16 protein-coding genes are annotated in these 12,839 nt (G+C 63.5%); 7 read left to right on the forward strand and 9 right to left on the reverse strand.

Features of this window, described 5'->3' with window-relative positions; all coding sequences use genetic code 11:
- Positions 1-24 precede the first annotated feature (24 nt).
- Positions 25-786: a GGDEF domain-containing protein gene (locus tag NKJ75_RS21090; protein WP_023681345.1), complete on the reverse strand. Its 762-nt coding sequence runs from the start codon at positions 784-786 to the stop codon at positions 25-27.
- A 175-nt stretch (positions 787-961) separates the two neighbouring features.
- On the opposite strand from NKJ75_RS21090, the gene NKJ75_RS21095 reads away from it, so the two are divergent.
- Positions 962-1,681, forward strand: coding sequence for a pyrimidine 5'-nucleotidase (locus tag NKJ75_RS21095; RefSeq protein WP_023834586.1), 720 nt, complete (start codon positions 962-964; stop codon positions 1,679-1,681).
- Positions 1,682-1,761: 80 nt separating this feature from the next.
- On the opposite strand, the gene NKJ75_RS21100 is transcribed toward NKJ75_RS21095, so the two are convergent.
- Entirely contained in the window at positions 1,762-2,607 is an 846-nt protein-coding gene (locus tag NKJ75_RS21100) for an LOG family protein (RefSeq protein WP_023681343.1), read from the reverse strand.
- 147 nt (positions 2,608-2,754) lie between these two features.
- Here NKJ75_RS21100 and dapD point away from each other — a divergent pair, with 147 nt between their 5' ends.
- From dapD to NKJ75_RS21115, 3 genes are read left to right on the forward strand one after another with little or no spacing between them, the layout of a single operon-like run.
- Positions 2,755-3,609 carry a 2,3,4,5-tetrahydropyridine-2,6-dicarboxylate N-succinyltransferase gene (gene dapD / locus NKJ75_RS21105; RefSeq protein WP_023744894.1) on the forward strand — a complete coding sequence of 285 codons (855 nt, stop codon included), beginning with the start codon at positions 2,755-2,757 and terminating at the stop codon, positions 3,607-3,609.
- Complete coding sequence (locus tag NKJ75_RS21110) at positions 3,606-4,010, forward strand: DUF805 domain-containing protein (protein ID WP_081726158.1); 405 nt, start codon at positions 3,606-3,608, stop codon at positions 4,008-4,010. The genes dapD and NKJ75_RS21110 overlap by 4 nt, the downstream gene beginning before the upstream one ends.
- 21 nt (positions 4,011-4,031) lie before the next feature.
- The gene (locus NKJ75_RS21115; protein ID WP_023732758.1) at positions 4,032-4,802 is read left to right on the forward strand and encodes a hypothetical protein; all 771 of its coding nucleotides are present in this window, start codon (positions 4,032-4,034) and stop codon (positions 4,800-4,802) included.
- Between the two features lie 65 nt (positions 4,803-4,867).
- Here NKJ75_RS21115 and NKJ75_RS21120 read toward each other — a convergent pair whose 3' ends face one another.
- Positions 4,868-5,881, reverse strand: a complete 1,014-nt coding sequence (locus NKJ75_RS21120; protein WP_023744892.1) for a 2-dehydropantoate 2-reductase — start codon at positions 5,879-5,881, stop codon at positions 4,868-4,870.
- Between the two features lie 115 nt (positions 5,882-5,996).
- Here NKJ75_RS21120 and dapE point away from each other — a divergent pair, with 115 nt between their 5' ends.
- Entirely contained in the window at positions 5,997-7,187 is a 1,191-nt protein-coding gene (gene dapE / locus NKJ75_RS21125; RefSeq protein WP_023732760.1) for a succinyl-diaminopimelate desuccinylase, read from the forward strand.
- 2 nt (positions 7,188-7,189) lie between these two features.
- Positions 7,190-7,795: a hypothetical protein gene (locus tag NKJ75_RS21130; RefSeq protein ID WP_023696038.1), complete on the forward strand. Its 606-nt coding sequence runs from the start codon at positions 7,190-7,192 to the stop codon at positions 7,793-7,795.
- Here the strand turns inward: NKJ75_RS21130 and truA are convergent.
- The 6 genes from truA to def form a co-directional block, all read right to left on the reverse strand.
- Positions 7,792-8,547, reverse strand: coding sequence for a tRNA pseudouridine(38-40) synthase TruA (gene truA / locus NKJ75_RS21135; RefSeq protein ID WP_352500142.1), 756 nt, complete (start codon positions 8,545-8,547; stop codon positions 7,792-7,794). The two genes, NKJ75_RS21130 and truA, sit on opposite strands and share 4 nt — an antisense overlap.
- A gap of 11 nt (positions 8,548-8,558) precedes the next feature.
- Positions 8,559-9,065, reverse strand: a complete 507-nt coding sequence (locus tag NKJ75_RS21140; RefSeq protein ID WP_023692998.1) for a GNAT family N-acetyltransferase — start codon at positions 9,063-9,065, stop codon at positions 8,559-8,561.
- The gene (gene fmt / locus NKJ75_RS21145; protein ID WP_023725313.1) at positions 9,062-10,012 is read right to left on the reverse strand and encodes a methionyl-tRNA formyltransferase; all 951 of its coding nucleotides are present in this window, start codon (positions 10,010-10,012) and stop codon (positions 9,062-9,064) included. The genes NKJ75_RS21140 and fmt overlap by 4 nt, the downstream gene beginning before the upstream one ends.
- 38 nt (positions 10,013-10,050) lie before the next feature.
- Positions 10,051-10,476 carry a type II toxin-antitoxin system VapC family toxin gene (locus NKJ75_RS21150; protein ID WP_023732763.1) on the reverse strand — a complete coding sequence of 142 codons (426 nt, stop codon included), beginning with the start codon at positions 10,474-10,476 and terminating at the stop codon, positions 10,051-10,053.
- Complete coding sequence (locus tag NKJ75_RS21155; RefSeq protein ID WP_023739789.1) at positions 10,473-10,760, reverse strand: hypothetical protein; 288 nt, start codon at positions 10,758-10,760, stop codon at positions 10,473-10,475. Before NKJ75_RS21155 ends, NKJ75_RS21150 begins: the two co-directional genes overlap by 4 nt.
- A 99-nt stretch (positions 10,761-10,859) precedes the next feature.
- Complete coding sequence (gene def / locus NKJ75_RS21160; RefSeq protein ID WP_023739790.1) at positions 10,860-11,390, reverse strand: peptide deformylase; 531 nt, start codon at positions 11,388-11,390, stop codon at positions 10,860-10,862.
- 103 nt (positions 11,391-11,493) lie between these two features.
- Between def and NKJ75_RS21165 the strand changes: the two genes are divergently transcribed.
- Entirely contained in the window at positions 11,494-12,747 is a 1,254-nt protein-coding gene (locus NKJ75_RS21165; RefSeq protein ID WP_023692996.1) for a DNA recombination protein RmuC, read from the forward strand.
- Positions 12,748-12,839: the final 92 nt, after the last annotated feature.

The raw sequence follows: 12,839 nt of genomic DNA on the forward strand, positions 1-12,839 counted from the left end.
CGTTAACAGCCCCACCACCAACACCTAGGCAGCTTCGGAAATGTCCCGGTCGAGGATCGACAAATTGCGGCCGCGGTGCTTGGCCTCGTAGAGCCGGCGGTCGGCGGCGCGCATCAGGTCCGAGACATCGGCATCTTGCGCACAGGTGATGCCGCCGATCGAGACGGTCAGCGGCACCGTGCGCTCGTCGACCGGACGAAAGCGGACCAGCTCGACTTCACGGCGGATGCGCTCGGCCACGCGCCGGGCTTCGGCTTCCGTAGCGCCGACCAGGAAGGCGCCGAACTCCTCACCGCCAATGCGGCCGAGCACGTCGCCGCTGCGGACGCCGCGCTCGATGGCGCTGGCGATCAACACCAGTGCGTCATCGCCGGTCAGATGGCCGAAACTGTCGTTGATCGCCTTGAAATGGTCGGCGTCGATGATCAGCAGCGCGCCGCGATCGGATTTGCGCCGCGAGCCGTCCAACGCGGCAAAGAAGCTCTCGCGGTTGAGCATGCCGGTCATGTCGTCGCGGCTCGCCTTCGCCGACAGGCGCCGATGCGCGGCGGCGAGCTGGGCATGCGCGCGGGCGAGATCGCGATGCGCGTTTTTCAGTCGGTCGCTCTGCCAGAAGGTGCTGGCGCAGGCGATCCAGGCGAGCGCCAGCGGGCACACCGTCGATGTCAGCCAGACAGTGCGGTCGACCGGAAAACCCATGGCGGGAACGATGATCAGCGTCAGCAAAAGCGAGATGGCTACCGAGCCGAATGCGACCGCGGCGGACTTTAAGACTATGCGACTCATCGCTGGCTCCCACTGAACCGTCTCTGTGCCAGCAAGCCCTGAAGGCCACCTTTCCGTGATGGCTAAAATTTGAATGGTGAGCCCATTTTTACAACTCTAGATGCACATAGGTTGTGGATAAGCTCTACATCAGAAAGGGGTTCGAACGGCAGATATTTCATGCCATAAGGACGCCATGACCACGCTGCCCGATCCCGCCCGCTTCGCCCATGTCACCGACTGGGTGTTCGACCTCGACAACACGCTTTATCCGCACCATTCGAATCTGTTTTCGCAGATCGACGTCAAGATGACGGCCTATGTCGGAGAACTGCTCACGCTGCCGCGCGAGGAAGCGCGCAAGCTGCAGAAGGAACTCTATCTCGAATATGGCACGACGCTGAACGGGCTGATGACGCGTCACGGCATCGACCCCGACGACTTTCTCGAAAAGGTGCATGATATCGACTATTCGTGGCTGGTGCCGGATCCGGTGCTGGGCACCGCTATCCGCCAGCTGCCCGGCCGCAAGTTCATCTTCACCAATGGCGACCGCAGGCACGCCGAGCGCACCGCGCGCCAGCTCGGCATACTCGACCATTTCGACGACATTTTCGATATCGTCGCCGCCGGGCTGACGCCGAAGCCGTCGCGGCAGACCTATGAGAAGTTTGCCGAACTGCACGCCGTCACCGGACACAATGCGGTGATGTTCGAGGATCTCGCCCGCAACCTCGAGGTGCCGAAATCACTGGGCATGACCACGGTGCTGGTGGTGCCGCGCAATTTCGAGCCGACCTTTGCCGAGATCTGGGAACGCGATCCGGCCAATGAGGACGACGTCGATTTCGTCACCGACGATCTCGCGGCGTTTCTGACGGGGATAGTGGAGGGGGTAGAGGAATTGAGGAGCTGAAGAATTGAAGAACTGGTGAAAGGGAGACCGATCCGGACCTCCTTTTCCTCAATTCTTCAGTTCTTCAATTCCCGGTTCCCCTACTCCCCCAACTTGTAGAAGCGGCTGATGATCCCCCAGGCCTCGTCGGCGGTGTCGACAAAGTCGATGATATCCTGGTCGCCGGGCGTGATGGTGCCTTGTTCGGCCAGGAAATCGAGGTCGATCGCGCGCTGCCAGAACGCCTTGCCGAACAGGATCACCGGCACGCGCTCCATGCGGCCGGTCTGGATCAGCGTCAGCGTCTCGAAGAATTCGTCCATGGTACCGAAGCCGCCCGGAAACACCGCGACGGCCTTGGCGCGCATGACGAAATGCATCTTGCGGATGGCGAAATAGTGGAAGTTGAAGCACAGCTCCGGGGTCACATAGGCGTTCGGCGCCTGCTCGTGTGGCAGGACGATGTTGAGGCCGATCGACGGCGCGCCGACATCGTCGGCGCCGCGATTTCCCGCCTCCATCACGCCTGGGCCGCCACCGGTGACGACGACGAATTCGCGGTAGTAGGACGTGGCCGATTGCTGTGAGCAGAGGCGGGCGAATTTGCGCGCCTCCTCGTAATATTTGCTGTTTTCCTCGAGGTTTTTCTTCTGCGTCTCGTTCTTGGCGGCCCAGGCCTCGCCGCCGGGCTCGGGAATACGCGCGCCGCCGAACAGGATCACCGTCGAGCGGATGCCGCGCTCGGCCAGGATCATTTCGGGCTTCAAGAGCTCAAGCTGCAAGCGCACAGCGCGCAACTCCCGGCGCGTCATGAAGTCGGGATCGTTCCAGGCCAGCCGGTAGGTTTCGGCGCGAGTCTGCGGCGTGTCGGGTACGCTTTTCGAGCGCTCCAGATCCTCGTCCGAATGCGGCAGCGGCGTCCATCCCGCCTTTTCCATAGGAGTCATATGCTTCTACCCGTCCCAACAGTTCACTTGCGCCGTCCCATGGCGCACCCGCGATTGACCCCCAATACGCCTTAACATAGGGTCCGCGCGACTTTCAAAACAAGGTTAAGGCCGACGGCCTTAACAGCGTGGTAACGGAGCGAATTCATGTCGAAGCCTGATCTGGCCAGCCTCGAAAAGATCATCGAGAAGGCCTTCGAGGAGCGCGACACGATTTCGACCGCGACCCGTGGCGAAACGCGCGACGCCATCCAGTCCTCACTCGACCTGCTCGACCGTGGCACCGTGCGGGTCGCCGAGCGCCAGCCGGATGGCAAATGGCATGTCAACCAGTGGCTGAAGAAGGCGGTGCTGCTCTCCTTCCGGCTCTATCCGATGGAGATCATCAAGGGCGGCCCCGGCCAGGCGGTCTGGTGGGACAAGGTGGCGTCGAAGTTCGACGGCTGGAGTGCGGTCGATTTCGAGAAGGCAGGCTTCCGCGCCGTGCCGTCTTCGATCGTGCGCCGTTCTGCCTATGTCGCGCCGGGCGCGGTGCTGATGCCGTCCTTCGTCAATGTCGGCGCCTATGTCGACAGCGGCACCATGGTCGACACCTGGGCCTCGGTCGGCTCCTGCGCCCAGATCGGCAAGAATGTGCACCTCTCGGGCGGCGTCGGCATCGGCGGGGTGCTGGAGCCGATGCAGGCCGGCCCAACCATCATCGAGGACAATTGCTTCATCGGCGCGCGCTCCGAAGTGGTCGAGGGCTGCATCGTGCGCGAAGGCTCGGTGCTCGGAATGGGTGTGTTCATCGGCCAGTCGACCAAGATCGTCGACCGCGCCACCGGCGAAGTGTTTTATGGCGAGGTGCCGCCTAATTCGGTCGTCGTCGCCGGCTCGATGCCGGGCAAGGCCTTTCCGAACAACGAGCCGGGCCCTGGCCTCTACTGCGCCGTCATCGTCAAGCGCGTCGATGCCAAGACCCGGTCGAAAACCTCGATCAACGAACTGCTGCGTGATTGATCCTGTCCGAGCAACCAGAGCGCTCCAGATTGCCCAACACACCACCACTTCCCTGGCTTTTCTTCAGCCTCTCAGGGCGCGTCAGCCCAAGTGCCTACGTGCTCGCCGGGCTGCTGCTGGTGCTTGCACAGTTTTTCCCGCTCTACCAGTTGTCGAGACTGGAACCCGGCACCGCAACCAGCCAGAACTGGGCACTTGTGTTCTGGGTCGTTTTGCTGATCTCGACATGGTCGAGCTTTGCGGTAACCGCAAAGCGGTTTCATGATTTCGGCAAGCCGACTTATTTCGCGTTGATCTCTCTTATCATCGGCCCCATTCTTCTCATCGTTCTAGCGTGTTTCCGCGGTGACCCCGGTCCGAACCGCTACGGCAAACGCAGCAACGCGCCGGCTGAACCATGAGCGCCGACCGGATATCTCGCCATGCGCTACCGCACGCTTGATCCGAAACTGATCATCGACACCGCCGAGCGGCTGGAAGAGCGCGTCGCCGAGCGTTTTCCCGATGCCGGCCTGCGCGGCGTCGCCGCCGAACTGGTGTCGCTGTCGCGCGACCTGGCCAAGGCGGCGCAGGCGCTCGAAGCGCCGATCTGGTGGCTCCGCGGCGCCATCGTCGCCGCTGTTGCCGCCGGCGCGCTGATCTTCCTGTTCGTCGGCACCATCCTGCCGCTCATCCATATCTCGCAGGCCGACGATGCGGTGCAGTCGGTGCAAGGCATCGAAGCCACGATCAACATGATGATCCTTGCCGTGCTTGGCCTGCTGGCGCTGATCCGCACCGAGGAGCGCATCAAGCGCAAGCGGGTGTTTCGCCAGCTGCATGGGTTGAGATCGCTGATCCATGTCATCGACATGCACCAGCTGACCAAGGATCCGGCAGCATTGTCCGCCAATTTCAGGCCGACCGCGCATTCGCCGGCGCGCATCACCAATGCCGCCGACCTGGCGCGCTACCTCGACTATTGCTCGGAGATGCTGTCGATCACCGGCAAGATCGCGGCGCTGTTTGCGCAGTCGGTCAATGACGATGTGGTCATCGACGGCGTCAACGACGTCGAGAACCTGGCGTCCAACCTGTCGCGCAAGATCTGGCAGAAGATCACGCTGATCGAGAACCACCCGGCTGCGCAGCCCCTGCCGGCGCCAGGCTCGGCGAGCAAAGCGCCGGCTCCGAGGCGCGCACCAAAGCTGTGACGCGGCGGGCCCACGCGCCTATTTTCGGGCTATGCGGGCCAAGGCCCGAGGCTCGCGCAAGCAGACTATCCAGTGACGGCTTCCGGCGTCAGCCCGGGTGAGCCGCGCTTTTCCCGCTCGGCCTGCTGCACCAGCGCGGTGACCCGCTTCAGCAGAGGCGCCGGCGTGCCGGCCTTTTCGGCGAGGCTCAGGACGGCCCCCTGCAGGTCACCGATCTCGGTCGGCCGACCGCGCTGGAGGTCGTCCCACATGGACGAGCGCGCCTGCGGGTCGATGGCGAGCATGCGGCGGGCGACCAGCCGGAACAGCCAGTCCGGCAGCCGGAGCAGCTTCGACAGCAGGCCGGGACGCAAGCCGCCGATCCGCGCCGGCGCGATATGTAACGCCTTCATCGCCGCCAGGGCCTCGTCGATCTGACCGGCCAGGATCCGCCGCCAGCGGCGGTCGGCAAGTTCGCTCGCCAGCGGCAGGCCGGACAAGGCGACAAGCGCGTTGTTGAGGTTGATCAGCAGCTTGCCCCACTGAACGGCTTTCATGTCGGGATGGGTTTCCACGCCAAGCCCTTCGACATCGAGAAGGCCGGCAAGGCCGGTCACGCCATCTTCGATCATGACCTTGCCGTCGCTGGCGCGATGCACGTGAAGCGGCAAATTGCCTATGGCCGACTGGACGACATTGAACGGCACCATGCCGGCGAGTACAGTCCGGCCACCGAGCACGGCGCGTAACCGGTCGGCATTGCCGACGCCGTTCTGCAGGCTGACCACCACGACATCGCCGCGCGCATGTCCGGCAACAAGCGACGCCATCTCCTCGGTAGCGCCGTTCTTGACCGTCACCAGCACCACGTCGGCGCTGGCGAGGGCAGCGGCGGGATCGGTGGTGACGGACTCCGGCCGGATGGATCGGTCGCGACCATCGAGATCGGTGATGCGCAGGCCACCGCCCAGCAAGGCCGTCGCTATGTCTGGCCGCGCCAAAAACACCACCTTGCGTCCGGCCAGCGCCAGGCAACCACCGACATAGCAGCCGATGCTGCCGGCGCCGGCAATGACGATGGTCTTTTCGGCGTTGGCCATGCGATTATCTCGTGTTGGCCTGCACTATACGACAGGAAAACCATAATGTCGGCGGCAGGATCGGTCATCATCTCTGGCCGTGACAGGCCTTTCGCTTTCGACTATCGCTTTGCCCATGAAACTGCCGACCGATCCCGCCGCCAACCTCGCGACCCTCATACGCTGCGCCTCCGTAACGCCCGCCGAGGGCGGCGCGCTGGCTGCCTTGGAAGGCATGCTGAAGCCGCTCGGCTTTTCCGTCGAACGCCCTGTGTTTTCCGAAGACGGCACCCCCGACATCGAGAACCTCTACGCGCGTCGCTCCGGCAACGGGCCGCATCTGATGTTTGCCGGCCATACCGACGTGGTGCCGGCGGGCGACGAGGCGTCGTGGACGCATCCGCCCTTCGCCGCCGAGATCGCCAAGGGCGAGATGTACGGCCGCGGCGCCGTCGACATGAAGGGCGGCATTGCCTGTTTCATCGCTGCCGTGGCGCGCCATGTCGAGAACAAGGGTGGTCCGAAAGGCTCGGTCTCGCTGCTGATTACCGGCGACGAGGAGGGGCCGGCCATCAACGGGACGACAAAACTGCTCGACTGGGCGGCGGCCAGGGGCGAGAAATGGGACGCCGCGATCGTCGGCGAGCCCACCAATCCGGACACGCTCGGCGACATGATCAAGATCGGCCGGCGTGGCTCGATGTCGGGCAGTGTCACGGTCAACGGCCGCCAGGGCCATGTCGCCTATCCATTGCTCGCCGACAATCCGGTGCGCGGCCTGATCAGCCTGGTCGACGCCTTGCTGTCGCCCGTCTTCGACAAGGGCACGAAGGATTTTCAGCCGACCAATCTGGAAGTGACCTCGATCGATGTCGGCAACCCCGCGACCAATGTTATTCCGGCCAAGGCGACAGCCACCTTCAACATCCGCTTCAACGACACATGGACTGCCGAGACGGTGCAGGCCGAGATCCATAACCGCCTCGACCAGGCGGCGAAGCGCAAGAAATACCGGACCGGCAAGACGCCGGTCGACTACGAGTTGATCTGGCGCGACCGGCCGAGCCATGTCTTCCTGACGCGCGACGACAAGCTGATCGGGACGCTGCGCGGCTCGATCAAGGCGACGGTCGGCAAGGAGCCGGCGCTGTCCACCTCGGGCGGAACCTCGGATGCGCGTTTCATCAAGGACTATTGCCCGGTGGTCGAGTTCGGCCTGGTCGGCAAGACCATGCACATGGTCGACGAGCGCGTCGCACTGGCCGACCTCGAGACGCTGACCCAAATCTACCAGCGCTTCATCGATGACTGGTTCGAGCAGGGCTGATCATGCTTTCGGTTGACGAGACCTCTTCATCGCTTAACGGCGCCTGGCGGCTGATGCTCGGAAAGGCCGACGGCTTGCGGCTGCTCGACCTTTCGGCGGACGGCTTCTGGAATTCCTTCTTCGCCATCGTCGTCGCAGCGCCGGCGATGATCGTCGGGTGGGTCGGCACGGCCAACGAGATCGGCGATCCCAATGCGTTCGCCGGCCGGCTGGGCATGTTGGTTCGCCTGGCGACCGTCGACCTCGGCTCGTGGCTGCTGCCCCTGTTTGTGCTTGCCCTGGTCGCATCGCGCGCCGGCATCGGCGACCGCTTCGTCCACTATGTCGTTGCCAGCAACTGGGCGTCGGCGATCACCGCCTGGATGCTGCTGCCTTCAGCGCTGATCAGGCTTTTCCTGCCGTCCGGCAACCCGGTTGCCGAATTGGTGTGGCTGGTTCTGGTGGTGCTTTCGCTGGTACTCTCCTGGCGGATGACCAACGCCGCGATCGGCAAGGGCGCGGCTGTCGGCAGCGCCGTGTTCGCAGGCATGTTGGTGGTGTCTCTGGCCGTGTTGTTCGGCCTGGTGGCGCTGCTCGGCATCACTGTGCCGACCGCCGCTCCGGCCTAGAACTTTTCCGGATAGTCTACACCGACGAGAAAAAGCCCGTCGGGCGGCGCCACCTGGCCGCAGGCGGCGCGGTCTTGTGCAGCGAGCGCGGCCTTGAGGTCGGCGGCGGTCCAGCCGCCGTCGCCGACGCGTTTCAGCGAACCGACCATGGAGCGCACCTGGTTGTGCAGGAAAGAGCGCGCCGAGGCCCTGACTTCGATCAGGTCGCCCTGGCGGCTTACATCGAGCCGCTCCAGCGTCCGCACCGGACTATTGGCCTGGCATTGCGTCGAGCGGAAGGTGGTAAAGTCATGTCGGCCGAGCAGGACTTTCGCCGCTTCGTGCATGGCGTCCGCATCGAGCCGCTTCGGCACCCACCAGACCTTGCCCTTTTCCATCGCTGCAGGCGCGCGCCGGTTGAGGATGCGGTAGAGATAGTGCCGTCCGGTGGCCGAGAAACGGGCGTCGAACTCATTGGGGACAACCGTGGCCTGCAGGATGGCGATGCGCGCGCCTGCCGCCTGCAGGTGCGCGTTGACGGCGTCGCGCACCTTGTGGTTTGGCCATGCCTTGGCGAGGTCGACATGCGCCACCTGGGCGGTCGCATGCACGCCGGCGTCGGTGCGGCCGGCGGCGCGTATCCGCACCGCCTCACCGCAAAATTTCTCGATCGCCTGCTCTATCGCCTGCTGCACCGAAGGCTGATCCGCCTGGTGTTGCCAGCCGGCGAAGAGGCTGCCGTCATATTCGATATCGAGACGAAAACGCGGCATACACCCTTCGTTCAGGCGGCGAGTGCGGTAAAGGCCTGGGCGTAGACCAGTTTGCCTTTTTCGGGTGCGTCACCCCAGGCCAGCGCCTGCAGCGCTTCGCCCTGATATTCGCTCTCGAACTTTTCGGCGCGCGCATGGCTGTAGCCGAAGCGGCCGTAATAGGCCGGATCGCCCAACACAACGGCGAGCGTCTCGGCGCCATCCCTGAGGCGGATATGCGCCTCGCGGATCAGCGCACCGCCAATGCCCGAGCCGTGGAACGAAGGTTCCACCGCCAACGGCGCCAGCGCCACGGCTGCGAACTGCTTGCCGCCGTTCTGGACGAACAGCCTGGAAAACAGGATGTGGCCGACCACCTGGCCGTCTTCTTCCGCCACCAGTTCGACAACGGCGTCGCCGCCGGTGACCAGAGCGTCGACCAGCCCGGCCTCCGCCTGCTGGCCGAATGCGTGTTCCTCGACCAGGCGTATGGCCTCGCGGTCCCGCGGCGTCGCGCCGCGTATCGACATCATGCTCATGAGAACTTCATTCCTTTTTCGATCTTGGCCCCGCGCAGAAACTCCTGCGCGGCAGCGGGCTTTCCGCCTGCCCGTTGAACTTCGACCAGCCTGACCGCGCCCGACCCGCAGGCGACCGTCAGCCGGTCATCGAGAATTCCTCCCGACTCGCCCATGCTTTCAGAAAGCGTGCCTTCCAAAAGCGTCGAGCGAAGCAGTTTCAGCCGTTCCGTGCGGCCGCCGATGTCGGCCTCGCACCAGGCGCCGGGAAATGGCGACAGGCCGCGAATGTGATTGTGGACCTCCGCAGCCGGGCGCGTCCAGTCCACACGTGTCTCCGACTTATCGATTTTCCTGGCGTAGGTCACCCCGTCAGCCGCCTGCAAAGTCGATGCCAGGGTATTTGTCTCCAATCGGGACAGCGCTTCCACCATCAGCGTGGCAGCAATGTTCATCAAGCGGTCGTGCAGATCGCCGGCCGTCATGTCGGGCTCTATGGCGCATTTTTCAACCAGTGCCACCGGACCGGTGTCCAGGCCCTCTTCCATGCGCATCACCATCATGCCGGTTTCGACGTCGCCGGCCATAATGGCTCGCTGGATGGGAGCTGCACCACGCCAACGCGGCAAAAGCGAGGCGTGGCCATTGAGGCAGCCGAGGCGCGGAGCCTCCAGAATAGCCTTCGGCAACAGCAAACCATACGCGACGACGACTGCGACATCGGCACGCAACGCATGGAAAGCAGCTTGCTCGCCCTCGCCCTTCAGCGACAGCGGCGTGCGCACTTCGATGCCCAGCCGCTCAGCCTCGCGCTGCACCGGCGACGGTGTCAGCTCCAGCCCGCGGCGGCCCGCGGCGCGCGGCGGCTGCGTGTAGACGGCTGCTATCTCGTGCCCGGCCTCGGCAATCGCGCGCAGCACCGGCACCGAAAACTCCGGCGTGCCCATGAAGATGACGCGAAGCGGCATTTTTCGTCCAGTATCCTGTTCTGCGCGCGGCAGTCCGCTCAAGCGTCTGCTTCAAACGGGTTTACGATCTTGAGGTCAAGCTCTTCGAAGTCCTTAATATTGCGCGTCGCCAGCATAGCGTCGTGCGACAGGCAGATGGCAGCGATCATGGCATCGGAAAGGCTGATCGGCCGGCCGATAGTTTCCCGCATTGCCCGGAGCTTGCCCGCCAGACGGGGAATGGGACCGGCAAATTCGACGACACGTCCCGAAAACTGCTTCGAAACCAGGTGGTCAAGTGCACGGACGTGGCGGTCCGAGCCGGTCTTGTTCAGAAACCTTTCGGCTCCAAAGGACTGCTCCATGACAACAGGACCGCAGAGATAGAGGTCGAGCAGGTCCTGTCTGCGAAACCACTTAGCGACGTTTGGATCGGGCGCGGGCCGGCTCGCTTCCGAGACGACATTGGTATCGAGGATTATCACTCGAAATTCTCAATGGTGCGGCCAAAGTCGCGTTTCCGTTCCGCTTCGATCTCATCCATCATCTGCGCAAATTCGTCGCTGATTGCATTTTCCGAGGCGAAGGCAGCGCGAATCGCATCCCAAGCCGTGAGTCCAGGCTCGGCCTTGCCTTCTTTTTCCGCAACCATGCCTTTTCGCAATAAATCGATCGCCTTGAGCGAGAGGCTTTGGCCGCCCTTGCGTGCCGCATGCTCGATTTCACGCTTCAACGGCTCGGGAATATCTCTGATCAACATATCGCCCATCTGAGTCTCCAGTCTGATATCAATGATATCACGCAAGGAAGCGTCTCTCAATAGGGGCGGGTCGAGACGGGATTTTGTGCGAGTCGCCGAAAGCAGGGCCTATCCCACCAGCTTGCCCGGCCCCTTGTCCTTGGCGAGCTTCTTGAACTTCTTGACCACCATGTCGCGCTTCAGCTTCGAGATGTGGTCGATGAACAGCACACCGTTGAGATGGTCGATCTCGTGCTGCAGGCAAGTCGCCATCAGGCCTTCGGCCTCGATCTCCTGCAGCTTGCCGTCGCGGTCGAGATATTTCACGCGCACCGAGGCGGGACGCTCGACCTCGGCGTAATAGTCCGGGATCGACAGGCAGCCTTCCTCGTAGACCGAGCGGGCGTCGGCGCTTTCGAGGATTTCGGGATTGATGAAGACATGCGGCGCCGGCGGCTCGTCTTCCTTGGCGAGGTCGATGACCAGCATGCGCAGCGGCTCGCCGATCTGGATTGCGGCCAAGCCGATGCCCGGCGCATCATACATCGTCGCCAGCATGTCATCGGCCAGTTTGCGCAAAGGCGCGTCGACGCGTTCGACTGGTTTGGAAACCTGGCGCAGGATGGGATCGGGAAGGATGATGAGCGGCTTGATCGACATGGCGCCTCACCTAAAACGTCGCAGGAGAAGCGTCAACCGGTGCGAATCGGTCTCGTTCACGTTTTGATCTGTGCCAGGTCTGCGAATCGGCTATGCTGGCGGGATGAACGACCTGAGCACCATCCTTTCCGAACCCGTTGCCCGGCTTGGCGCCACGACGATCACGCTCGGCCATGCACTGGCCCTCGGCGCGCTGGTGTTTCTCGGCCTGTTCCTGGCGCTTGTCGTGGCGCTGTGGCGATCGGCCAAGGCGCGCACCATCGCCGCGGCGGAAGCCGCCGACCACGCCCGCGACGCCGAGGCGCGGATGGCCGGCATTTTGCAAAGCCAGGCCGAGATGCAGGGCCGCATGGGCGCCATCGCCGACGTGTTCGGCGCAAGGCAGGCCGAACTCAACCAGTCGATCGGCCAGCGCCTCGACGCCATGACCGGCAGGCTCGGTCAAACCATGACCGAACAGACCAAATCGACGCATGAGAGCCTCGCCAAACTGCAGGAACGGCTGGCGGTCATCGACACCGCGCAAGGCAACATTCAGTCGCTGGCCGGCCAGGTCGTGCAATTGCAGGCGATCCTGTCCAACAAGCAGACGCGCGGCGCCTTCGGCCAGTCGCGCATGGAGGCGATCGTCGCCGACGGCCTTCCGATGGGCGCCTACGAGTTCCAGGCAACACTGTCAAACGGCAGCCGTCCCGACTGCCTGGTCAGGATGCCGAACGGTGCGCCGCAGCTTGCCATCGACGCCAAGTTTCCGCTGGAAGCCTGGAACGCCATCCGCGCCGCCGATGGCGCCGAACAACAGAAGATCGCGGCCCAGGCTTTCCGCCGCGACATCGAAATTCACGTCCGCGATATCTCGGAAAAATACCTGATCCAGGGCGAGACGCAGGACACCGCCTTCATGTTCGTGCCGTCCGAATCGGTGTTCGCCGAAATCCACGAGAATTTCGACGCCGTGGTCCAGAAGGCGCACCGGGCGCGTGTCATCATCGTCTCGCCGTCGCTTTTGATGCTGTCGATCCAGGTCATCCAGGCCATCCTCAAGGACGCCCGCATGCGCGAACAGGCGCATCTGATCCAAGGCGAGGTGATCCGGCTGATGGAAGACGTCGCGCGCGTCGACGAACGCGTGCGCCGGTTGCAGACGCATTTTGGCCAGTCGGCCAAGGATATCGACGAGATACTGGTGTCGACGTCGAAGGTGACCAAGCGCGGCCAAAAGATCGAAGCGCTGGAGTTTGGCGAAAGCGAAGCCGAAGTGCGCGGTGGCGGACCCGCCAAGGCCGAAGCCGGGGTGCGGGTGGCGGATTCCAAGACGGGGCAGCTCAGGCTACGTGTCGTCGAAGGCGACGATTAAAGCGCGTCGCGCTGAAACGGATTCATACGACGCGCTTAAGTCTTTGTTTTGATGCATGTCGTTGTCCCGGAACCGCGGCACACTTCTGGGCG

This window comes from Mesorhizobium sp. M0058 (genome assembly GCF_040323095.1).
Classification (GTDB): Bacteria; Pseudomonadota; Alphaproteobacteria; order Rhizobiales; family Rhizobiaceae; genus Mesorhizobium.